Below are 21,314 nucleotides of genomic sequence, written 5' to 3' on the forward strand. Positions count from 1 at the left end.
GGGTGCGTGACCCGCACTAACCGCTGATCTGTGCCGGTCGGGGCTGCATTCTCAGATGAGGTACAAGCGCCTGGAGGAGCACACCTTTACTTGGCCAGATATCCGGGACGGCCTGATAAGCCTGGGACATGCCCAGTTCGAGGCACTATTTGCGGGGCTCGACTGGCGTCGGGTTCGTGCTGTTGGGGCAAGAGCGCCGGAAGGCATCGAGTAGATGCGGCACGATGACTCGGGCGGCAAATTCCGACGGCGAGCCGGGGCGGAATTTGATAAGCTTCGACCATGTTGGATGCCGCCGATCTTCCCGACGATATTGCTGCCCTGAAGGCGATGCTGATCGCGGCCCAGGCGCGTGAAGATCGCAAGGATGAGCGGATCGAACGGCTGGAGAAGCTGGTCGCCGTTTTCAAGCAAGCTGCCTTCGGCCGCAAATCCGAGAAGGCTGATCCCGAGCAATTCGATCTCGCACTGGAGGACCTGGAAACGGCCATTGCGGCCATCCATGCCGAAGATGAAGCCGATAGCCCTTCGGACAAGCCGCGCGCCAAACCACGCTCCGCCAATCGCGGCTCTCTTCCCGCCCATCTCCCTCGCGTTGAGGTGACCATCGAACCGGAAAGCCTGATCTGCGCCTGCGGCGGTGGCCTACATTGCATCGGAGAGGACGTGTCAGAGCGGCTGGATGTCATCCCGGCGCAGTTCCGTGTCATCGCCACTCGTCGTCCAAAATATGCCTGCCGCGCCTGCACCGACGGCGTATATCAAGCGGCAGCGCCTGCACGACTGATCCCCGCCGGACTGCCAACCGAGGCGACTATCGCGCATGTGCTGGTGGCAAAGTACGCAGATCATCTGCCGCTCTACCGCCAGGCTCAGATCATGAGCCGACAGGGCATCGATCTTGACCGCTCAACACTTGCTGACTGGGTTGGCCGGGCAGCATTCGAACTGCATCCGGTCTTCGACGCCTTGATTGCCGATCTGAAGCGCTCGACCAAACTGTTCATGGACGAGACCCGTGCACCGGTCCTTGATCCCGGTTCCCGCAAAACCAAAACAGGATATTTCTGGGCCTTGGCCCGTGATGACCGACCTTGGGGCGGAGGTGCGCCGCCCGGTGTGGCCTTCACCTATGCTCCCGGTCGCAGCGGGCAGCATGCCGAACGTATATTGCAGGGATTCACGGGCGTCCTTCAGGTAGACGGCTACGCCGGATATAACCGGCTGATGGCACAGGATCGTATCCGGCTAGCTTATTGCTGGGCGCATGCCCGGCGTAAGCTGGTCGAGATCACACGCACCGGCTTGGCTCCGATTGCTGAGGACGGCGTGAAGCGCATTGGCGAACTATATCGCATCGAAGCCGAGCTGCGCGGTCTCGACCCGGATGCTCGTCTTGCAGGAAGGCAAGAACGATCAGCAGCATTGATCGCCGACATGCGGACCTAGCTCACGCATCAGCGCGCCCGCGTCACTGGCAAGTCGCCACTCGGCGAAGCTCTCGCCTATATCGCCAAACATTGGGATGGCCTCTGCACCTTCCTGACAAACGGTCGTATCGAGATCGACACCAACACAGTCGAGCGAACTATAAGGCCGATAGCGCTCAATCGAAAAAATGCTCTCTTCGCGGGTCATGAGGCTGGGGCGAAGAACTGGGCGACCATCGCCTCGTTGATCGAGACCTGCAAGCTCAATGCCGTCGATCCGTTCGCGTACCTGACCAGCACGCTCACCGCCATAATCGGCGGCTACAAACAGAACCTGATCGAGGGTCTCCTGCCGTGGAATTACCCAGCAGGGGAGTATGTGCCCAAAGGCTTCTCTTGGTCGTAAGCGGACTTGTTGCTACCGCAGCATCTTGTTGTTGAAATCCATTCCTGCCACATTGAAGCGGTCTGGCAATGCACTGGGCTCTGCGTACATGGATTCAATCGACGACTTCCCGAAAGAACACGTTGACGCTGTCCGTGGCTACTGGGACAACCAACTCAATTATGAGGAGAAGCCCAAGTTTATCGAGCTTCTTACTAAGCTGAACCTTGCCCGAGCGACGAGCAGATATTTGGCCGATTTTACTCCAGAGGGAGAACGCATACGCGCAGTTCTGGTCAAGCAGCTTAGCGACTGGGAAAAAGACTATTATACCGTTGCACCTCTGATGAATTACGTCGAAAAGTTTATGGACGACAGAGAGAATCCGGACGCATGTGCCGAAGTTTTGAAGTTCGGCTTGGCTTTCAGAGGCGCTAACGGACGCGTTTATCTCAACATGCGGGGGCGGCGGCTCGAAAGTGGGATAATGATTGGGAGGAGGTAAGCTCCTTCAAGTATGTCCGAATAAATCGGCCCGAACTTCAGCAACGTGTCTGAACAATATCCTCTACTGGCGGAGGCAAGCTGCCGTCCCCCCCCACGTTGGCAGTCTTTGAAACGACATGGAGTCTCGCGGGTCAAGGTGCGAGAGGGACAGCGCTTACCGACGTTCTACAACTGGCGCAAAAAATACGCCGGCCTGATGCCGTCTGAGATGAAGCGTCTGCGGCAGCTTGAAGAGGAGAATGCTAAGCTGAAGCGGATCGTCGCGGACCTGTCATTGGACAAGGCCATGCTTCAGGATGTGCTGTCAAAAAAGCTCTGAGGCCTGCCCGCAAACGCAAGCTTGTCGATACGGTCAAGGCGGACTGGAAGGTCTCGATCCGGCGTGCATGCTCGGTGTTGAAGATCGACCGGTCGCTGTATGTCTACAAGTCCAGGCGTGGCGAGCAGGCCGAGCTGAAGCTGAAGATTAAGGACATCTGCCAGACACGGGTGCGCTATGGCTATCGCCGTGTTCATGTCCTGCTCAGACGTGACGGATGGCCTGTCAATCCGAAGGGAATCTATCGCCTTTACAAGGAGATGGGCCTCCAACTCCGCAACAAGGTTCCGAAGCGCCGGGTCAAAGCGAAGCTGCGGGGATCGCACGGAACCGACCCATTCCAATCATGTCTGGGCGATGGATTTCGTTCACGACCAGTTGGCTACCGGCCGTAAGATCAGGGTTTTAACAGTCGTCGATACCTTCTCTCGCTTCTCGCCGACAGTCGACGCCCGCTTCAGCTACAAAGGCGAAGACGTGGTGCAGACGCTTGAGCGGGTATGCCGCCAGGTCGGCTATCCAGCCTCCATTCGTGTGGACAATGGCAGCGAATTCATCTCGCGAGACCTCGACCTGTGGGCTTACCACAAGGGCGTCGTGCTCGATTTCTCCCGGCCCGGCAAGCCGACCGATAACAGCTACATCGAGTCATTTAACGGCAAGTTCCGCGCCGAGTGCCTGAACTCCCATTGGTTCATGAGCCTTGACGACGCGCGTGCGAAGATGGAGGATTGGCGTAGAGATTATAACGAGTTCCGGCCACATAGCGCCATCGGCAACAAGGTGCCGATTTCGCTTATGAACGGCTCATCGGCACCCCCGCCGAGCTGAGCCGATAATCCCGGAAATTCCAGCTCCCGCTGGCCCAAAATTGGGGAGCACTTCAATAATCCCGGAAATTCCAGCTCCCGCTGGCCCAAAATTGGGGAGCACTTCAAAAAACCGCTGGAGCGAACTCAAAACTGGATAAAACTTGGGGGCAAGGTCAGCGGCAACGAACACGCGTTCCTCTTGAAGGTTTCACCGGCCTGTGCAATGCAGAGGACCCAAAAGGGGGACATCGTGTCCCCCTCGCCATCCCTGAAAGCCCGCTTTCTAAGGGTTTTGAGCGATGGTGGGCGCTCCCTCCGGGCCCACCATTTTTTATCCACCTCAACTGGTTAACCAAGAAAATCACTGTATGTAGCCGGACGCGAAAATCCGGAATTTTGACACCAGGTTCTGGAATTTTGGATATCTCTTGAAGGTCCTTAGAAGGGCGTGTGATATGTGAGACGACGCTTCTTCCTGCAGCGACTCATATCCCACGTAGGCCTGTAAAAATTCAGTCCATAAAGTGGGGGTGGAAATACCTCTCGAACCGCGCTTGATATAGGAAATTCGTTGTAGCGTACCTGAGGTTGGTTTCTTGTCGGAGGAGTTTGCACCTGAAGCATCGAAGGCGCCCTGAAGTCTATTGGCATGATCAGGGCGATCGTCGAACCACCTGCCTTTCGATAAAAGTTGTGGTACTTTTTTTGTGAATGTCGTTGTTCTCGGGAGGATAGCAATTCATGGTCGTGCACAGGGATATGACGAGCGACGAATGGAAGTGGCTTGTGCGCCTTTGCCAACACGAAGCGGACAGCATTCCGAAGGAAATCGAAGCGCGGTTTACCGAACTTGGTCTGTTGGGGCCGAATGGTCTTTCGGACAATGCCAGGAACCTGGTTCAAAATGAACTGCTGGCAGAGCGGCGGAACAGACTGCAAGGGCTTCACTGATTGATACCGTTGGACGCCAAGCAGGAGTCCAAGGCGGTGATGTTCATGCGGCACGTCCAAGCCGGAATCCGACTATCTCGGTTCCGGACTTGGTCATGGATTTTCTGCCAACGGCCCGAGCCGGCCTCTAATAGCTGCAGGAGCGACCGTCGCTAGGTCTAAACCCACCGCCGCAGGCCGGGTTGAGCGGCATCTCTTCCCGATAATAGCCGCCCCCGATCGACGAGGTCTGATCGAGGTATCCGGATGATGTGCAGGCCGAAGTGATCGTGGCAAGGCTGATCAGCGTTCCGGTCGCGATAAATGCGAAAAATCGGTTCATCTGAGCTTCTCCTTCGGAGGGCCCTTGGCTTGGCCCTGAACGGAGAATTTACCACGCGATCCCGCATGTTCGCGAGGATTTATGGTGTGAGAGTGCCCTTCGGCGGCCCTCATAACGCCAATGTGATCTCCCAAGCCATGCACTGTCGCATAACTGTCATGTAAAATTGCCCATTGCGATGGCAGCTTGGGCAAAATATATGCTGCCGGCTAACAAAAAAAAGAATGAGTGAACTGCCATGAGTGCCCTGCATAAACTTTTCAACCGCAATCTCCTGACCCGTTTCGTGACCGGTCTCGGTGCGGTTCCCCAGCGTTTTCGCGACGCCCGCGAAGAGCGCAAGCCTGCGATCCATCCGTCTTTCATGGATGATTTCGGCGCTTAAATCCGCAATGTGTCCGCTGGCCGAAAGGTAAGGCAAACGACCTTATCCTGGCTGGCGTGCGCCCTCAATTCACTGCGGGCGCTGCCGGTTCTCCCCAGCTCGATATGGGCTGACCGGCCCTGGTTGCCACCCTCACATCATAGAGCGCGAGCGAAGCCTGAAGCTGCTGCGTATCGTTGCAACGGTTGATGACGCCGCCGATATATTGCACGCAGTCGCTGGCGCTGCCCTGCACGGAGCCCGTCGACCAATCCTTGACGATCCCATCGGCGCCCACCAGGAAATAGGACAGCCGGTTGCTCTGCGACACCGTGGAGCTGCCGACAAGGCCGGCAAAGTTCGTGCCGGTCTCGGTCTTGGCGGCGGGCGTCATATGCCGGTAGATCGTCATGCCGTTCTTCAACGGCGTCACGCGATCATCGGCCCATAGGTCGCGTCGGAGCCGGAAAGCCGCGCCATCGGCGATTGGACGAGATTGGCGATCTCCGTATAGTGTTTGCCGAGCGCATAGCTGATGTAGGAGCGGTTGGCGGCATTTTCAGCCTTTTCCGCCACCTGGGAGCAGCCCGCCAGGCCGATCGCGAGGCCGATCGAAAGAATTGTCATGAAGCGCATGCTGCGCCCTTGCCGGTCACAGCATGCCCGCCCCTGTTTCTTAACCCGCCGTCTTTGCTATCAGGTTTGGGGGATTTGGTAGGTGGTGGGAAGACGGAGAAATGGAGAGGCTGTGCCGTGGGCGCTACTCACCGTCGAGCCGGATTCGCGTTCCACGCCCGCACCCTCACATTTTTTCTCTCCGCACACACTCGCCCTTCTCTTCCGCCGCAATAGCTTCACAATCAACCGACAGAAAGTTCATCCGGGAAACGACAACTAGGGAATGAAACATGGCGCCGATTCTCTCCAAGACTCTTCTGATGACTGCCCTTCTCGCCCTGCCGCTCGGCAGCGCAGCGCCGGTGTTGGCGCAGGAGGCAAAGCCGCGTGAGGCGGTGATTTCGGTGACGGGGGATGGTGAATCGGCCCTTGCGCCCGATATGGCCGTCGTCAACCTTGCCGTCGTCAAGCAGGCAAAGACCGCCCGCGAAGCGCTCGACGAGAACAACAAGGCGATGAACGAGGTGCTGAAGGCGCTGAAGGACGGCGGCATCGCCGAGCGCGATCTGCAGACCTCCGGCTTCTCAATCCAGCCGCAATACAACTACCCGCAGCCGGTCGATGGTCAGCAGCAGCAGCCGCAGTTGATCGGCTACCAGACCATCAATTCCATCACCATCAGGCTGCGTGATCTTGCCAAGCTCGGCCAGGTGATCGACCAGTCCGTCACCCTCGGCATCAACCAGGGCGGCGACATCCAGTTCACCAACGACAAGCCGCAAGCAGCCCTCGAAGAGGCGCGCAAGAATGCTGTTGCCGAGGCGGTGAAGAAGGCGAAGACTCTGAGCGAAGCCGCCGGCGTCAAGCTCGGCCGCATCATCGAGATCAACGAGAACGTGCCGCGCCCGATGCCGCAGCCGGCCTATCGCGCCACGATGATGAAGGAGGCCGATTCGGCCGTTCCCGTGCAGAGCGGCGAGAACAACTACACTGTCAGCGTCACCGTGACTTTTGCGATCGAACAGTGAAATGAAAGTGCCGGCGGCAGCCAACACCCCTCCCCAACCCCTCCCCACAAGGGGGAGGGACTAAGCTGCGGTTGCCGACGGCGGCCAAAATGAAGGTCTTGCTGACTGCCACCGTTCGACGAATTGCTTGGATGGAAATTATCTGAGGCGGTGCGGCATGTTAGACCCTCCAGGGTCTACCGAGCGTAGAACAACCTCACAAAAAGAAAACCGCCCTTGCCGATCCGGGGAGACTGGCAAAGGCGGTTCTGGCCGCCGCATCGGGGAGACGAGGCGGTATTCTAGTTTATCAGCGGCGCAGAGCCGGGCAGCCGCGGACGTTGCCGAAGCTCATCTCGCCGGGGCCGCGACGCGTCCAGCCCTGGACAATGACGCGGCGCGGGGTGACGTCGACGACGCGGGCGCGGCGGAAGCCGTAATCGCGGGCCATGTCTTCGGCCATCCGCGGATCACAGCCGCGCGGACGGCGGTCGTAGCCCAACGGCGGGCGATCGTAGCCCGGAGCCGGACGGCGGTAGTCCCGCGGCGCGTCACGGTCCTGATCGCCGATAATGATATTCAACTGCGCGGCGGCGGGCGCCACCGTGCCGGCAAGGGTGCCGGCGGTCAGCATGACGGCAAGACCCGCCTTTGCCAAAAACTGCATCATCGAAAAACCTTTCGTTTCAAAGTCGGTGCGGCCGAGCCGCCTGGGAATCACCCATACGGATTAGAGAAGAAGCGGCTGAACGTGTCGCCGTCAAGGCAAAAGCGGCCGGCAAGCGCCGTGTCGGCGCCTGCCGGCGCAGTCCTCAGCGCCGGATCAGCGGGCAGCCGCGGACATTGGCGAAGACCATTCGGTCCCAGCCACGATGGTCGCGGCCGGAAACGACGACGACGCGCGGCGACATGCGAGTGATCTGGGCTCTGCGCAGACCGAAATCGCGCGCCTTGCGCACTGCATGCATCGGCGAGCAGCCGCGAATCGGCCGGTGATATTGCGCCTCGACGACGAAATTCGTCTGCGGCCCAGCGGCTGCCGCGGTGGTGACCGTGGCCGGGACGGTGCAGAGGGCGAGCAATGCGGCAAGCGAGGCCTTGGCGAGGAAATGTGTCATGGGGCGTCTCCGTCGATTGGTCCTATTTCTACGCATATCGTTATTGCGCGACATGCTTGGGTTCTCCCTTAGGGATTGCCTCGACAGTAAACGCTGTAAACTGAATGGCGTTCGAACCGACCATTCACTTCTCATTCACAAGGATTAATCCTTTCACGGGCCAAGATGCAGAACGATTTCCCGCCGGTGCGGCCGGTCGCGATGCTCGAAGAGATAGAGGCCCTGCCAAGTGCCGAGCATCAGCCGGCCCCGCGCGACGGGAATGCCGACCGAGACCTGCGTCAGCGCCGCCTTGATATGCGCCGGCATATCGTCCGGCCCTTCGGCGCGATGCACGACCCAGCCCATCCACGGATCAGAGGCCGGCGGCACGAGGCGGCGGAAGAAGGAAAGCAGATCGGTTTGCACGTCGGGATCGGCATTTTCCTGGATCAGCAGCGAGCAGGAAGTGTGGCGCACGAAGACAGTGAGAAGCCCCTCCTCCCGCCCTGATTGGTTGACAAAGGCGTCTGCCTGATCGGTGAATTCGTAAAGGCCCTGTCCGCGTGTGGACAGTGTCAGGATCGTCTGTGGCAAGGCGCTCTCCCGTCTCGGAATCTTATCGGCGCGAGGTGGCGCGTCAGAAGAGGCAAGTCAATGCTTGATCGGTTCAGAGTTTGATCAGCGTCTCGAAGCCGCCATAGATCATCCGCTTGCCGTCGAAGGGCATCTGCCATTGGTCGCCCTTGAGCCTCGGATCGGCCATCACCTTGGCGTTGACATCGTCGCGCTGCTGCCGGGACCGGTAGACGATCCAGGCAAACACCACCACCTCGTCCTCCTTGGCCTGCACAGCGCGGGGAAAGGAGGTGAGCTCGCCATAGGGCACGTCGTCGCCGATGCATTCGACATATTCCAGCGCGCCATATTCCTTCCAGATCGTGCCGGCAAATGTCGAGAATTTCTTGTAGGCCTCGATATTCTCCTTCGGCACCGCCACGATGAAACCGTCGACATAGGACACGATCATCTTCTCCATCTATCTCGCGCTGGAGGGAGAGATAGGCGCGCGGCCAGACAGATCCAGGGATGATGCGCCGGCAGCGGTAATCAACCTCCGTTCACCAGCTTGAGGATGAGCTGCTGGATATTGCCGCCGTCGCCCATTTCGACCTTGTCGAAGTCGCGGCCGCGCTGGCGCTGCTTTGCAGAGATCTCACCGAGGCGGCGAGTCAACTCGATGCGGATCTTCTTGCAATCGGGATCGTCGGCAACGGTGAGGCCGATGCTCATCGTCTCGATTTCCTTGACCATCTCCTTGATGGTCTCACCGTGCACCCGCTCATGCGCCTGCACGCCTGCGATGAAGCTCTCCCAACTGGCCTGGACGGCCGGCGGCAGCGCCGTGGAGGGTTTCGGCAGCGTATAGGTGATGATCAGTTTCGGCCTGTTGGTGGTGATCACGCAGGCGGCGCCTTGCGCCTCGTATTTCCGGGTCCAGGTCAACTTGAAGGTCGTATGCGCGATCACCCGGCCCGCACCGACTTCAGGCCCCCGCGCCCCGATCGATTCGTAGAGTTCGGCGCCGGTCTTCCCCGATATCGAATAGGGCCGCACTTCTTCCACAGCCTGCCATTCGGCCACTGCGGCGGCTGGTGCTGCGGCGACAATCGCCGCCAGGACATAGGATAGAAAAGTTTTCGTCACGCGGCCCCCGCCGAATAGTGATTTGCGCGGACCCTAACGGCAGCCGCTGCTGCTTTCAACGCACCAGATATGCATCAGCCCTGCAGCGTCTTGACCTTGGTAAGATCGGGGAAGAGCCGCATCCACAAGAGCACGACGATTACAGTGCCGAGCCCGCCGACAATGCCGGTGGCGACCGGCCCAAGTGCTGCCGCCATCATGCCGGATTCGAATTCGCCGAGCTGGTTGGAGGTGCCGATGAACAGCGAGTTGACCGCACTGACACGACCCCGCATCTCATCCGGCGTCAGAAGCTGCACCAGCGAGCTGCGCACGACGACGCTAACCGTATCCGACGCGCCGACGACAAGCAGGGCGGCGACGGAAAGCGCGATGTTGGTGGACAGCGAAAAGACGATGGTGGCGACGCCGAACACGGCGACGGCGGCAAGCATCTTGCGCCCGACATTGCTCTCGAGCGGCCAGCGGGCCAACACGATCGACATGGCAAGCGCGCCGATCGCCGGTGCGGCGCGCAAAAGGCCGAGCTCCCAGGGGCCGGCATGCAGGATGTCGCGGGCAAACATCGGCAAGAGCGCGGTGGCGCCGCCGAGCAGCACCGCGAAGAGATCGAGCGAGATCGTGCCGAGCATCACCGGCCGGCTGCGGATGAAGGAGACGCCGGCAAAGACCGAGGCCAGTGTCACCGGCTCGCGCTTGCCGGGCGCCCATTGCAGGCGGATCGAGATGACGTTGACGCTGGCGGCGGCAAAAAACAGCGCCGACACGGCGAAAGGCGCCACCGGGTTCAGCCCGTAGAGCAGGCCACCGAGCGAGGGGCCGATGATCAGCGCCGTCTGCATCAGCGAGGTGGAGGTGGCGACCGCCTTCTGCAGCATCGAAGCCGGCACGATATTCGGCAGCAGCGCCGCCATGGTCGGCCGCTCGAAGGCGACAACGGCGCCAAGCACGGTGACGGCGACAAGGATGCCTGAAGGCGTCAGCCATTGTTGCCAGGTGGCAACCGCCAGCACCAGTGCCGTCACCGCCTCGATCAACTGGCAGATGAGGCCGATGCGCCGCCGGTCGAAGCGGTCGGCGACATGGCCGACGACGAAGGTCAGCGCCGCCATCGGCAGGAACTGGCAGAGACCGACGAGGCCGAGCGCAAAGGCGCTGTGCGTCTGATCATAGATCATCCAGCCCATGGCGATGCCAATGGACTGGAAGGCAAGCGAGGAAAAGACGCGGGAGGCAGCGAAGTTCAGATAGCCGGGGTGGCGAAGAACGCTCCGCGGGCCTTGGGGTATGTCCATTTGCGATGTCACCGGCCGACGCGGCTGCGCCGGCCTTTGCAGGAGTTTGGAAGGTCAAAACGGTGTTCTGCCCGAACGGACCAATTGTCAATCGCAATGAACCGCTCTCACCGGATTGTGCGATTGCGGAGACTACAGCATTCATGTGGTGAATGACGCCAGATAACCGATATCGATTTTCAATATGTAGACCCGCGCCGTAGCCTTTCGCTCGTCACCCAAGCAAGAGGCTTTCCATGACCATCGACACGACGGCAAGCGCACTGACCGCAGGGCAGCATGCAACGCTTCAAACCTTCTACGGCGCATTCACCCGCAAAAATCCCGATCTTCTCGACGAAGCCGTCACGCCCGGCTGGCAGGACATTCCGCTGGCGCCGGGCCAGGGGCCAGGACCGGCAGGACTGAAGCCGATCATCCTCGGCTTCATCGATTCCCTGCCTGATGTCCAGATCCTGGTCGACGAAGTCATCGGCCTCAACGATCGCGCCGGCGTTCGCGCCCGCATCGTCGGCACGCAGCGCGGCGCGCTCTTCGGCATTCCGCCGACGAACCGCCGAATCGAAATCGCGCTTCATGAATTCCACCGTTTCGAAGGCGACAGGATTTCCCACACCTGGCATCTCGAAGACTGGTTCGGCATGCTGCATCAGCTCGGCGCCTGGCCGCCGAAGACGATGCCGCTGCTTCAGGAGCGCGCGTGATGAAAGCCGCCCGCATCCATGCCTACGGCGCGATCGGCGACATCCGCATCGACGATGTTCCCGAGCCGGTGGTGGGTCTCGACGATGTCCTCATCCGTGTCGAGGCCGCAGCAGCCAATCCGATGGATAACAAGCTGATCGCCGGCTACCTGAAGGATTTCTTTCCCCTCGCCTTCCCTCATGTGCTGGGGACCGATCTCACCGGCACGGTCGTTGCAACGGGCCGGATGGTCGCCACCGTCAAGCCCGGCGACAGGGTGATTGCGCGCACCGAGCCGGCCGCCGGCGGCGCCTTTGCCGAACTGGCGGCCGTGCCCGCGCGCCTGGTCGTGCCGGTTTCGCCGGCGCTGCCGCTCAAAAGCCTCGCCGGTCTGCCGACGGCTGCGGCCAGCGCCTGGCAGGCTTTGTTCGAAGCCGCAACCGTCCAGCCCGGTCAATCGGTGCTGGTCCATGCCGGCGCCGGCGGTGTCGGCAGCTTTGCCGTCCAGTTCGCAAGGCGTGCCGGAGCGCATGTGACGGCAACGGCATCTGCGGCCAATCTCGATCTCGTCGGCTCGCTCGGCGCCGAGGCGGTGATCGATTACCGCAGCCAGGACTTCGCCGCCCTGCTGACGTCCGTCGACGTCGTGATCGATACGGTCGGCGGTGAAACATTGCAGCGCTCGCTCGGCATCATCCGCCGGGGCGGAAAGCTCGTCGGTCTGTCGGCGCCCTTCGACACCGAAGGGGCGAAAGCGCGCGGCATCGATGCGCAATTCCTGTTTCACCAGAGCGATGCGGGCCGCCTCGCCGCAGTGGCAGCGCTCGTTACAGATGGTCACCTGCAGAGCGTCATTGGCCGGGAGTTTGCTCTTGCCGATACCGCTGAAGCGCTGCGGGCTCTTTCGAAGGGCGGTTCTCGCGGCAAGACGCTGCTGATGCCATAGGCAACCGCTGGAGCATGATGCCGAAAAGTGTGCGCGATCTTCTCAAGACATCACGATCTAACTCGTTAATTTAGAAGAGGATTCAGATTTTAGGCCAACGGGCCTAAAATCATCCTGTTCTAGAGCATGTCGCGCAAAAGTGTGCAGCGGTTTTGCGGCAACGACATGCGTAAAAACAAAGAGCTAAAGCGCGTCGCATGAATCAAATTTGACGCGACGCGCTTTAGCGCAGAAGCAGGATCAGTCCGGGTCTCCTGGCCGATCCTGCTTCGCCGCCGCAACGGAACCGATCAGCGCGCGGAACCACTGCTGTCCCACATGAGAATCGTTGCGGCGATGCCATGACAGCGCGAAAGAGACCGGCGGCAGCTCGATCGGCGGCCTGTGGACGGACAGCCTGGCGCGATGATCCGAAACCTCAACGATCCCCTGCATCAGCGTGGCGACGAGATCGGTCTCGGCGACGATCGCCGGCGCCGCATACATTTGCGGCAGCGTCAGGCCCAGCCTGCGCCGCAGTCCGAGTTCCGAAAGCCTTCGGTCGACATGGCCGTAACGATCGCCTTCCGGCGATACGAGCAGATGGTCAAGGCTGACGAAGGTTTCGAGGTCGAGGCACTTTGCCGCTGGGTGATCGGCGCGGACGATCGAAACGAAGCTCTCCTCGAAAAGCAGCCGCGAAAGGATCCGCGGCGACGAGGAGACCGGCACGCCGATTGCCGCATCGACCTCGCCGGCATCGAGCATTTCCACCGCCCGTTCGCGGACGGTGAAACCCTTGACGTCGACGCTGACATTCGGCGCGACCCGCCTGATTGCGGAGAGCAGTTTCGGCAGCAGCACGAAGGCCGGATGTTCGGAGAGACCGAGGCGAAACGAAGCCGATGACGACTGCGGGTCGAAGGCGCCGCTGAAGGCCAGCGCCTCCTGCGCATGCCGCAGCGATTTTCCGATCGGCTCAGCGAGATCGAGTGCCCGCGGCGTCGGCTCCAGCCCGTTCGGGCTGCGCACGAACAGTTCATCCTGGAAAAGCTGCCGCAACCGGGCGAGCGCCGCACTCATCGCCGGCTGGGTGCGGCCGATGCGGGCGCCGGCCCTTGTGACACTGCGCTCTGCCATGATCGCATCGAAGGCGACGAGAAGGTTGAGATCGATCGAGGAGAGATTATTCATGGCGTGGATGATAGGCGCCCGCCGCTATCGATTGCAAGCATGCCGAGAGCCGGTGACGTCAGGCCTGTCGCTGAAAGCGTTAGCGCGGCTCCTTGAAGATGTTCAGATAGGCGGGGTCGAATTCGGCGATTTCCTGCAGGCGCTCCCAGTCGACGATGGTGATCGTCCGGTTCTCCCAAGTAAAGACGCCCTCGCGCCTCAGCGCCTGCAGCGTCTTGTTCAGGTGGACGACGGAAACGCCGAGCACATCGGCCATCTCGATCTGCGTCAACGGAAACTGGAAGCTGGCGCCGCGCGTCCGCTTGACGACCTGCAGGCGCACGAAAAGCTCGCAGACGAGGTGGGCGATATGGGCGCGTTTGGAGCGCCGGCCCATGGCGACGATCCACTCGCGGTGAATGGCGCCATCGACAAGCGTATCGAGCCAGAGCAGCCGCGTCAGATGCGGCATGCGCTCGGTGATCGCCCTGAGATCGGCATGATCGGCGAAGGCGACATGACAGGTCGACAGAGCAACGATGCCGTGATCCATCTTCTTGACGGGAAAGGCATGCAGATCGACGAAATCGCCGGCGACATGCAGCGCGGTGATCTGTCGGCTGCCATCGGCCATCACCTTGTAGCGCGCCGCGAAACCATCGAGCAGCAGCGTGCTGTAGGGCGGGCGGCTGCCTTCGAGGACGATATCCTCTCCCGCAACAAAATGCCTGTCCTTGACCAGGATCGACCTGAGAAGGTTCTCCTCCTCGGCCGAAAGCACGTCGCGGCTTCCAAGATTGAGCAGCAGGGCTTCAATCACGGGCTTTTCCGCCGATAGCACAAGAGGAGATCATGATGATGCGACCTGTATTTTCTATAAGAATCAATGCCTAGCCTCGGGAACAATTGTCTTCATCTGTACTTTCCCCCTGTGACGACAGGAAAAAACATGGCTCGCTACTTTTTCGATCTACATAACGGCGAAGGTCCCACACGCGATGAGCACGGCACCGAGCTCAGATCGCGCGCGGACATTCCGAAAGAGGTGACCCGCATCCTGCTGGATGTGGCCCGTGACGAGCTGCCGGCGGGTGATCGCACCATCATCGCCGTCACCGTTCGCAACGAAAGCGGCGACCCAGTTACGGTTGCCAGCCTCATCTTCAACAATGAGTGGCTCGATGTATTGCGATAGGCCGCCATTCAAGGCTTGCCGTCGATCTTCTCCGCATAGTCCGACGCGGTGGCCGCGACGATTGAGTTCTCTTTATGCATGTCGTCATCCCGGAACCGCTACACACTTCCGGGCGACATGCATTAAGACCCGCCTTCATAGCCGGCAATTAACTTTGACATAGTCGCGCCATTGCTTGGAGCAACATCGTAGACGGCTTGCCGGCTGCGGCTATTTGGGTATTTCCTCGAGGATCAGCCGGATCTCCGCAAGCGGTCGCCGGCTTTCGTCAAAGAGTTCCACCGACAGCATGTTCAAAGGTTCTGCCGGCAGACCTTCGGCGGCCATCTCCGCCAGCACGCGCCGGGCCTCCGCTTTCGCGGCCTCGATGGAGGCGAACTCATATCCTGTCTCGGTCGCCCCGACGCCATCACCGTCGAGGAGCTGAAAGTAGAATTTCGGCACGACACATCCCCCGCTAGATCAGTCTAACGAGCCCGCGGGCCACATGTTCCCGATTGCTGATGTGTCTCACCTGCGGTGGTCAGAAGGTGCCGGCTTCCGGAGACGCCATTTCCTCGATGCCGTCGACGCGGTCGGGATAAAAGGCGAGATAGTCCTTGATGTTGCTGACGGCGGCATTCGGCGCTTCGTAGGTCCAGACGGCATTCTTCGAGCGCTCGCCGCCGGCAATGATGCTGTAATAGGCGGCGTCCCCCTTATAGGGGCAATGGCTGGCATGGTCGGTGCGCTGAAGCTGCGCCATGTCGACATCCCGACGCGGAATATACTGCACCGGCGGATAGGAGGCCTCGCGCAGCGTCAGCGCATCGTGGGTATCGGCAATCACCTTGCCAGCAAGCGTGACGACGACGCGGCAGGGATTGTGCTCGACGGTGATCGGATGATCCGGGCCCGGGATCTTGATCGATTTGTCTGACATGAGGTTCGTCTCCATGAGATATCGATCTGACTGAGATAGGTCGGGCATGCCGCCGGCCCAAGACCTATCCGGACGACATGCATTAGAATTCGAAACGCGGCGATGCCAGGCTCAGCATGGCGGTTTTCGGCTGAACCGCCCAGTGACGCGCCAGCGCCTCCGAAAGCGTTGCGACCAGCCTGCCGATATCCTCGCCGGCGGTAGCGTGCAGCGCCTCGGCGACGATCAACACTGAGCGCGTCTGCTGCCGCACCGCCGAAAGCCCGCTCTGCCGGTTGGTCCAGCGCCGCGCATGCGCCCTGTCTTCGCCGTCGGCAAAGATCACCTCGTTTACTTCCGGATGCTCGATTTTGCCGCCGAAGGTCAGATAGGTCTCTTGGCCGCCGGCGCGCCGAACCTCGAGATCGCCGGCAATCTGTTCGGCGTCGAAGACGGCGATCGGAATGGCGAAGGCGAGCGAAATCGCATTGCAGAGATCGACGAGCGGATGCAGGTGCGGCAGGCCATGCTCCTGGCGGAAGCGGCGCAACAGCGCCTCGGAAGCTGAGCGATATTGCGTCGGCTTCAGCCCCATGCGCGAAAAGCCGCGCCGCCACGCCTGGATTTCAGGAAATTCGCCCTCCTGCGCGGCGGCCAGCCGGGCCTCGGCAATCGTGCTGAAACTGGCAATCGCCTTCTCGACATCGGCATCCGCATGGATAGCGTCGACATGGAGCGCGCCGGCGCGAAGCTCCGGAAACGCCTGCCATATCGCATCGGAATGACGAAACTGCATGGCCTATCTCCCTCCGGATATATTCATTGCCGCCCGGCTGCCGGCAAAGGCAAGCCCGAGCACCGCCGCCAGCACGCAGGCGATGCCGGCGATCTGGTTGAGCCCGATCGGTTCGCCGAGGATCAGGAAAGCCAGCATGACGGCGCAGACCGGAGCGACTGCGGTGAAGAGCGCAGCTTCCGTGCCGCTCACCCTGGCCGCTCCCGCATACCAGAGCAGGAAGCCGCCGACGGTCGGCACCAGCGCATAATAGACGACGGCAATGATGGCGCTTGCAGGTATATCCGGTGTGACAGGCGCCGCGAAAGCCGCCGGGATGACGGCGACGACAAAGCCGATGCCGGCCATCAGCGTCGACTGGGCAAGCGGCGGAATGTCCGCCTTCAGTCTTTTGTTCAGCAGGATGAACAGCCCCTCGCAGACGACGGCGCAGAAGATCAGCAGATTGCCGGCGAGCGACCCGCCGGCCGCACCCGGCGTGACGGCGATCGAAAGCACGCCCGCCGTTGCAAGCGCCACGGCAAGGAGCAGGCCGCGCCCAGGCCTTTCGCGCAGCAGCAGGATGGAAATACCCGCCGAGACCACCGGCAGCGTGCCGATGACCACGCCGGCATCGGCGGCCGAACTGAGGCTGAGGCCTGAGATCAGCAGCGTCGTATAACCGACGCTGCCGGCGCCCGCCTGAACGACGAGAATCAGGCGATCGTGCCTGGAAAGCTTCGGCAGCCGGACGCCGCTTGCCCGCATCAGCACCAGCAAGACCGGAAAAGCCAGCGCGAAGCGCAGGGCGATGGCGGTAAATGGCGGCAGGCCCGATGCGATGAGCTTGCTTGCGATGACGGTGCTGCCCACCGTCAGCATCGCCAGCGCCAGATAGACATACCCTTGAACCTGCCTCGACATTCAACGCCTCCTGTTGGAACGCCGAGGAAACAACAGGGGCGTCTCGCGGTCTTGAACGAAATTGCAGGCGCCGGGACTTTAGAGAAAGGCGCCGGCATAGAGCCGCGGCGACAGGCCGTATTTGCGCACGAAGACCCGCGTCATGTGGCTCTGGTCGGCAAAGCCGCTGGCGAAGGCGGCTTCGGCAAGCGGCATGCCCTGAGCGATCAGCCGCCGGGCGATATGGATGCGGGCCTGGACGAGATAGGCATGCGGTGTCAGGCCCGTCGCCCTGGCAAAACCGCGCAGCACCTGGAAGCGGCTGAGCCCGCTTTCGCCGGCGAGATCGGCGAGCGAGACGGCGGCAAGCGGATCGTCGTCGATCAGATCCCGGGCCGCGCGGATCGACGCCGGCACCGGCGGCCGCTCGTCGCTGCCGCCGCGCTCCCGCATGACGTCGGCCACAAGCTGCAGCAGCAATTGCTCGCGCAACAGCCCATATCCCGACCCGCTCTCGGTCACCGCGCCAAACAATATTTCGAAGCGGGCGGCGATCGCCCTGTTGCGGATGACGGGATGGGGGATTTCCTGCCGCCCTGGCCCACCCTCGCCGATCTCTCGCGACAGGCCGGCGACGATCTCGGGATCGAAATAGAGGATGCGCCACGATCGCCCATCGCCGATCGGCGCCCCGTCATGCACCTCGTTCGGATTGACCGTGATGATATCGCCGGCCGCAGCCTCGACCATGCCGCGGCCGCTCAGCGATTTCTGCGCCCCTGATGAGACGAGGCCGATGCCGAACTGCTCATGCGTGTGCCTGGAGAAACTGTGACGCGTTTCCGCCTCCACCGCTTCGACGCCTGATAGCGCCGAGCGCAGCATCCTGAACTGGTTCTTCGCCATCGTCTGTCCGCAGGTTCGATTGCGGCCACTCTGCCAGCCGGATGGAGATGGCGCAACGGCTAGAAGAATTCGTCGAGCAGCCGATAATAGTCGAGCCTCACAGGATCCGCGGCCGGCATGCCGTAACGATCGAGGAAGGGCTGCACCAGCGCCTCGCCGAAATTAGAGGCGATGCTGCGGCAGGCGAGCGCGATATCCTGATAGCGGTCGGCGACGCCGAGCCGGCTGCAATCGATATAGCCGGAGAACCCGTCCTCGGAGGCGATGAAATTCGGCAGGCAGGCATCGCCATGGGTGACGACGAGGTCTTCGCGGCCCGGCCTTCTGGTTTCGAGTTCGGCAAACAGCGTCTCGGCACTTTTCCCAAGCCGCGTCTCGTCGAAATCGGTCTCGTCGACACTACCGGCCTGCATCCGCGCTTTGGCTACCGCCATGCGTTTCTCCCGCCGGTGATCGAAGGGGCAGGATGTGATCGGCAGACGATGTAACTCGAGAAGCGCCGCAGCCAGCAATTCGACCCGCGCCAGCGGCGTCAGCGCCGATGCACTGGCAAGATCATTGCCCGGCAGCGCGCCGATCAGCAGCCAGTTGCGCCCGCCGTGGCTTTCCCGGCCGATCACTTCGGGACACGGCAAGCCGGCGGTCTTCAGCCAGTCAAGCCGGGCGGCTTCATCGGCAAGCTCGCCGAACGGCCCCGCTGCCTCGACCTTCAGATAGAGGACCGGCTGCCCCTCGCCTTCCAGCCGGAAGACGCTCGCGGTGGAACGGCCGAGCGTATCGCGTTCGAACCGGTAGCCGGACAGCCGCTCGGCAAGCGCTGCCGGCAATGTTTTGGAAAATGTCAATGCAGCGTTTCGGCGGGCGCCGCTTCGAGCAGAATCTCGAACGCCTCTTCCAGAGCCGCCACCAGAATATCGGTCAGCTCGTCACCCTTGTGTTCCAGGAACAGCGCGCTCACGGCTTCATCCTGACGCTCAAGAAAACGCTCGATCTCGTTCGACATATCATTGTCCTCTCTCACCGTATCATCACGGCCATGAGGAGAGGCTAGATGCGGTTCCTTGCGTGTGGCTTGTTGCCGATGAGACGAAAGCCCATCGCGAGGACTAGTCAAGAATATCGTACTTCGCATACTGACTGCGGGGGATCAACCCGCCAACTTCGTGGGCAAACGACACAACTTTCGTCGCTCCCTCATCCAACTCGCACCTGAAACGAACGTGGTACCAGCCTTTGGCTGTGCTAAAGGCCGCATCGTCGACGTTAAGAATGCTGCCGGCTCGCAATCCAAAACTGGGCAATGAGATGGGGAAATAACGCGGCGAACCGTGAATAAGTTGGGCCTGAAGCTCGGTGGCGCAAAGCGTGGCCACTCGATTTTTACGTGGAAGGCCATTGATCGCAGTTTGCGCAAATGAACTGCCATCGTTCGTCTGTGAAAACAGCGTTTTTGCCTTGGGTAGATCGCTGTTTTTAGTAATCACTTTCGGCGTCGCGGTGGTCTTTTCTTCAGACGGTTTGGCCTGCTCGATCGTCGTATTGGCGTCGCCAGACACGTCTGTCCGCGGCCCATCACGCTCCGGCGAAACCTCTGCCGTCGCAACCTCAGGAAGCTTCACATCATCCGGCACTGGTTTTGATGGAGGCTCCTCGGTTTTAGGCTTTTCGGCCGCCGTCTTTGTCGGCGCCTGCTGCGGTTCGATATCCTGCTGCGGCGAGTTCGCTGCAGGTTTAATTTCACCCTGAGAAGAATTTCCCGTCAGCGACTTTTCCGGGCCACTATTCTTGTCGCCAAACTCGATGACCGGGCGCAGGGTCGGCATCGGCTTCGCTTGCACGGGAGCTTTCTTAGCCTGCGGCGGCGGGGGCGGAGGCGGTGGTGGCGGAGGCGGCGGTTGCTTCTTCGCCTGTTCCTGCGGCTTCAGCTCCGGCGGTTTTTCCTCTTTGGGCTCCGGCTTCTTCTCCTCCGGCGGCGGAACGAGTTCGACCTTCACGCTCTCCTCTTCGGCAGGCTTCGGCTCGATCTTCGGCAGCCCGAAGATCAGAAGCGCGACAAGGGGGATATGCAGAAGTACGGACGCACCGATGCCCCAGCGGATTTCAGGCCGCTGTTTTCCCGTTTCGTGCTGCGTTTCCGCTGGTGCCACGTCTTCTTCAGTCACAGCAGCGATGTGGCCTTTAAAACCGGCAGCATCAAGCCACAAAAGAAAAAAACCGCGTGATCGCAACAGCGATTGGCGTCATTGGTCGGCCGCCCCGTCATCGGCCACCAGATCATGCGCCTGCCATTCACCCTGCGGAATGGCATCGCCGACGAGAAAGGCGAAGGACATGACCTTGCCGGATCCGGCGTGGAGCCCGCATTTGAACTGGATGTTGTACCACTTGCCCTTGCTGCGGAAGGCGCCGCCCCTCACCTCGACGCTGTTGCCGCCGACCTTCTCCGGCGCCATCGCATAGGGGGCGAGCGTGTCAGGCCGCATATCCGGCCGGGCGCGGCGGACTTGTTCCAGCGCCTCAAGGTCGCAAAGCTGCAGATTGCGCTCGCCACCGGCAAGGCCGCGCAGCGCTTCTCGGGCGCCCCGGCTGCGCGGATCGGCCAGCACCTTGTCGGAAAACAGCCGGCTTGCCGCAACGAATTCAGCCGGCTTTGGCACCAGTGGAGCGATTGGCGTCACCGACGGCATTGCTGCGGCAGGTGCACTATCGACAACCGGCGCAGGCCTTTGGGCTTGGGGCGCTACGGCTTCTGGCTTTGCCGGCTCTGGCGATAGCGCCCTGGCCGGCTCGGGCATGATTGGTGGCCCCACCGGCTGCGGAACGATCTCCACCGAGAGACCGTCATCCGGCAATGGCAGCGGCGGCTCGGCCTTCGGCAACAGCAGCAGGAGCGCCAGGATCGCTGCGGCATGCAAGGCGAAGGACGCTGCCGCGCCCCACTGGATTCCGTCATCCCGTTTGCCGGCCGTCAGCTCCATCGGTCAGGAAGCCGCTGTCGGAGGATCGGCGGAGATCATGAAACTGAGGCGCGCTTTCAT

At 61.2% G+C, this 21,314-nt stretch carries 28 protein-coding genes and 2 pseudogenes; 10 read left to right on the forward strand and 20 right to left on the reverse strand.

All coding sequences use genetic code 11. From position 1 onward, the window contains the following. The first annotated feature begins 55 nt into the window (after positions 1 to 55). The 5 genes and pseudogenes from tnpB (at position 56) to OS035_RS29960 (ending at position 4,404) form a co-directional block, all read left to right on the forward strand. On the forward strand, positions 56 to 214 hold the full coding sequence (gene tnpB, locus OS035_RS33630; protein ID WP_442967723.1) for an IS66 family insertion sequence element accessory protein TnpB: 159 nt from the start codon (positions 56 to 58) through the stop codon (positions 212 to 214). Between the two features lie 68 nt (positions 215 to 282). Further along, a pseudogene (gene tnpC / locus OS035_RS29945) lies at positions 283 to 1,836 on the forward strand (IS66 family transposase). Positions 1,837 to 1,924: 88 nt separating this feature from the next. After that, a complete protein-coding gene (locus OS035_RS29950) occupies positions 1,925 to 2,320 on the forward strand; it encodes a hypothetical protein (protein WP_331814612.1) in 396 nt (131 codons plus the stop codon). A gap of 162 nt (positions 2,321 to 2,482) precedes the next feature. Next, positions 2,483 to 3,472: pseudogene (locus OS035_RS29955) on the forward strand (IS3 family transposase); the annotation flags it as partial. 722 nt (positions 3,473 to 4,194) lie between these two features. Then, on the forward strand, positions 4,195 to 4,404 hold the full coding sequence (locus OS035_RS29960) for a hypothetical protein (protein WP_012558428.1): 210 nt from the start codon (positions 4,195 to 4,197) through the stop codon (positions 4,402 to 4,404). A gap of 127 nt (positions 4,405 to 4,531) precedes the next feature. On the opposite strand, the gene OS035_RS29965 is transcribed toward OS035_RS29960, so the two are convergent. Continuing rightward, the gene (locus OS035_RS29965; RefSeq protein ID WP_097628175.1) at positions 4,532 to 4,726 is read right to left on the reverse strand and encodes a hypothetical protein; all 195 of its coding nucleotides are present in this window, start codon (positions 4,724 to 4,726) and stop codon (positions 4,532 to 4,534) included. Positions 4,727 to 4,964: 238 nt separating this feature from the next. Here OS035_RS29965 and OS035_RS29970 point away from each other — a divergent pair, with 238 nt between their 5' ends. After that, on the forward strand, positions 4,965 to 5,111 hold the full coding sequence (locus OS035_RS29970; protein ID WP_003593213.1) for a hypothetical protein: 147 nt from the start codon (positions 4,965 to 4,967) through the stop codon (positions 5,109 to 5,111). 64 nt (positions 5,112 to 5,175) lie between these two features. Here OS035_RS29970 and OS035_RS29975 read toward each other — a convergent pair whose 3' ends face one another. Continuing rightward, positions 5,176 to 5,523, reverse strand: coding sequence for a hypothetical protein (locus OS035_RS29975; RefSeq protein WP_239620172.1), 348 nt, complete (start codon positions 5,521 to 5,523; stop codon positions 5,176 to 5,178). Next, on the reverse strand, positions 5,520 to 5,717 hold the full coding sequence (locus OS035_RS29980; protein WP_239620170.1) for a hypothetical protein: 198 nt from the start codon (positions 5,715 to 5,717) through the stop codon (positions 5,520 to 5,522). The genes OS035_RS29975 and OS035_RS29980 overlap by 4 nt, the downstream gene beginning before the upstream one ends. 281 nt (positions 5,718 to 5,998) lie before the next feature. Here OS035_RS29980 and OS035_RS29985 point away from each other — a divergent pair, with 281 nt between their 5' ends. Next, on the forward strand, positions 5,999 to 6,736 hold the full coding sequence (locus OS035_RS29985; protein ID WP_097628174.1) for an SIMPL domain-containing protein: 738 nt from the start codon (positions 5,999 to 6,001) through the stop codon (positions 6,734 to 6,736). A gap of 289 nt (positions 6,737 to 7,025) precedes the next feature. Here OS035_RS29985 and OS035_RS29990 read toward each other — a convergent pair whose 3' ends face one another. The 6 genes from OS035_RS29990 to OS035_RS30015 all read right to left on the reverse strand — a co-directional run bounded on the left by OS035_RS29990 (position 7,026) and on the right by OS035_RS30015 (position 10,814). Further along, positions 7,026 to 7,385: a hypothetical protein gene (locus OS035_RS29990; protein WP_097628311.1), complete on the reverse strand. Its 360-nt coding sequence runs from the start codon at positions 7,383 to 7,385 to the stop codon at positions 7,026 to 7,028. A 142-nt stretch (positions 7,386 to 7,527) separates the two neighbouring features. Beyond that, the gene (locus OS035_RS29995; RefSeq protein ID WP_064839834.1) at positions 7,528 to 7,833 is read right to left on the reverse strand and encodes a hypothetical protein; all 306 of its coding nucleotides are present in this window, start codon (positions 7,831 to 7,833) and stop codon (positions 7,528 to 7,530) included. A 153-nt stretch (positions 7,834 to 7,986) separates the two neighbouring features. After that, positions 7,987 to 8,409 (reverse strand): secondary thiamine-phosphate synthase enzyme YjbQ, encoded by a 423-nt coding sequence (locus tag OS035_RS30000; RefSeq protein ID WP_331814616.1) that lies wholly within the window; start codon positions 8,407 to 8,409, stop codon positions 7,987 to 7,989. A gap of 73 nt (positions 8,410 to 8,482) precedes the next feature. Continuing rightward, a complete protein-coding gene (locus tag OS035_RS30005; protein ID WP_012558435.1) occupies positions 8,483 to 8,836 on the reverse strand; it encodes a DUF1428 domain-containing protein in 354 nt (117 codons plus the stop codon). 86 nt (positions 8,837 to 8,922) lie between these two features. Next, positions 8,923 to 9,519 carry a DUF922 domain-containing Zn-dependent protease gene (locus tag OS035_RS30010; RefSeq protein ID WP_331814618.1) on the reverse strand — a complete coding sequence of 199 codons (597 nt, stop codon included), beginning with the start codon at positions 9,517 to 9,519 and terminating at the stop codon, positions 8,923 to 8,925. A gap of 74 nt (positions 9,520 to 9,593) precedes the next feature. After that, the gene (locus tag OS035_RS30015; RefSeq protein ID WP_331814620.1) at positions 9,594 to 10,814 is read right to left on the reverse strand and encodes an MFS transporter; all 1,221 of its coding nucleotides are present in this window, start codon (positions 10,812 to 10,814) and stop codon (positions 9,594 to 9,596) included. A gap of 236 nt (positions 10,815 to 11,050) precedes the next feature. Between OS035_RS30015 and OS035_RS30020 the strand changes: the two genes are divergently transcribed. Next, positions 11,051 to 11,518, forward strand: a complete 468-nt coding sequence (locus OS035_RS30020; RefSeq protein ID WP_331814622.1) for an ester cyclase — start codon at positions 11,051 to 11,053, stop codon at positions 11,516 to 11,518. Further along, complete coding sequence (locus OS035_RS30025; protein WP_331814624.1) at positions 11,518 to 12,444, forward strand: NADP-dependent oxidoreductase; 927 nt, start codon at positions 11,518 to 11,520, stop codon at positions 12,442 to 12,444. The genes OS035_RS30020 and OS035_RS30025 overlap by 1 nt, the downstream gene beginning before the upstream one ends. A 240-nt stretch (positions 12,445 to 12,684) precedes the next feature. Here OS035_RS30025 and OS035_RS30030 read toward each other — a convergent pair whose 3' ends face one another. Further along, complete coding sequence (locus OS035_RS30030) at positions 12,685 to 13,617, reverse strand: LysR family transcriptional regulator (RefSeq protein WP_183853301.1); 933 nt, start codon at positions 13,615 to 13,617, stop codon at positions 12,685 to 12,687. A 79-nt stretch (positions 13,618 to 13,696) separates the two neighbouring features. After that, on the reverse strand, positions 13,697 to 14,416 hold the full coding sequence (locus OS035_RS30035; RefSeq protein WP_003593196.1) for a Crp/Fnr family transcriptional regulator: 720 nt from the start codon (positions 14,414 to 14,416) through the stop codon (positions 13,697 to 13,699). 129 nt (positions 14,417 to 14,545) lie between these two features. Between OS035_RS30035 and OS035_RS30040 the strand changes: the two genes are divergently transcribed. Then, positions 14,546 to 14,791 (forward strand): DUF6894 family protein, encoded by a 246-nt coding sequence (locus OS035_RS30040; RefSeq protein WP_097628166.1) that lies wholly within the window; start codon positions 14,546 to 14,548, stop codon positions 14,789 to 14,791. A gap of 210 nt (positions 14,792 to 15,001) precedes the next feature. Here the strand turns inward: OS035_RS30040 and OS035_RS30045 are convergent, their stop codons facing one another. From OS035_RS30045 to OS035_RS30085, 9 genes are all read right to left on the reverse strand, one after another. Continuing rightward, complete coding sequence (locus OS035_RS30045; protein WP_097628165.1) at positions 15,002 to 15,235, reverse strand: DUF6894 family protein; 234 nt, start codon at positions 15,233 to 15,235, stop codon at positions 15,002 to 15,004. A gap of 79 nt (positions 15,236 to 15,314) precedes the next feature. Beyond that, complete coding sequence (locus OS035_RS30050; RefSeq protein ID WP_183777615.1) at positions 15,315 to 15,713, reverse strand: DUF427 domain-containing protein; 399 nt, start codon at positions 15,711 to 15,713, stop codon at positions 15,315 to 15,317. An 82-nt stretch (positions 15,714 to 15,795) separates the two neighbouring features. Continuing rightward, entirely contained in the window at positions 15,796 to 16,488 is a 693-nt protein-coding gene (locus OS035_RS30055) for a B3/B4 domain-containing protein (RefSeq protein WP_183777614.1), read from the reverse strand. A gap of 3 nt (positions 16,489 to 16,491) precedes the next feature. After that, positions 16,492 to 17,391, reverse strand: a complete 900-nt coding sequence (locus tag OS035_RS30060; RefSeq protein WP_183777613.1) for a DMT family transporter — start codon at positions 17,389 to 17,391, stop codon at positions 16,492 to 16,494. 78 nt (positions 17,392 to 17,469) lie between these two features. Further along, entirely contained in the window at positions 17,470 to 18,276 is an 807-nt protein-coding gene (locus OS035_RS30065) for an AraC family transcriptional regulator (protein ID WP_097628161.1), read from the reverse strand. Between the two features lie 59 nt (positions 18,277 to 18,335). Next, positions 18,336 to 19,121 (reverse strand): APH(3')-II family aminoglycoside O-phosphotransferase, encoded by a 786-nt coding sequence (locus OS035_RS30070; protein WP_097628160.1) that lies wholly within the window; start codon positions 19,119 to 19,121, stop codon positions 18,336 to 18,338. Next, positions 19,118 to 19,279, reverse strand: a complete 162-nt coding sequence (locus OS035_RS30075; protein WP_003565364.1) for a hypothetical protein — start codon at positions 19,277 to 19,279, stop codon at positions 19,118 to 19,120. The genes OS035_RS30070 and OS035_RS30075 overlap by 4 nt, the downstream gene beginning before the upstream one ends. A gap of 103 nt (positions 19,280 to 19,382) precedes the next feature. Beyond that, the gene (locus OS035_RS30080) at positions 19,383 to 20,480 is read right to left on the reverse strand and encodes a DUF930 domain-containing protein (RefSeq protein WP_331814653.1); all 1,098 of its coding nucleotides are present in this window, start codon (positions 20,478 to 20,480) and stop codon (positions 19,383 to 19,385) included. A 36-nt stretch (positions 20,481 to 20,516) separates the two neighbouring features. Continuing rightward, positions 20,517 to 21,254: a DUF930 domain-containing protein gene (locus OS035_RS30085; RefSeq protein WP_183777612.1), complete on the reverse strand. Its 738-nt coding sequence runs from the start codon at positions 21,252 to 21,254 to the stop codon at positions 20,517 to 20,519. Positions 21,255 to 21,314: the final 60 nt, after the last annotated feature.

The sequence above is a fragment of the Rhizobium sp. 268 genome (assembly GCF_036571585.1).
Classification (GTDB): Bacteria; Pseudomonadota; Alphaproteobacteria; order Rhizobiales; family Rhizobiaceae; genus Rhizobium; species Rhizobium redzepovicii.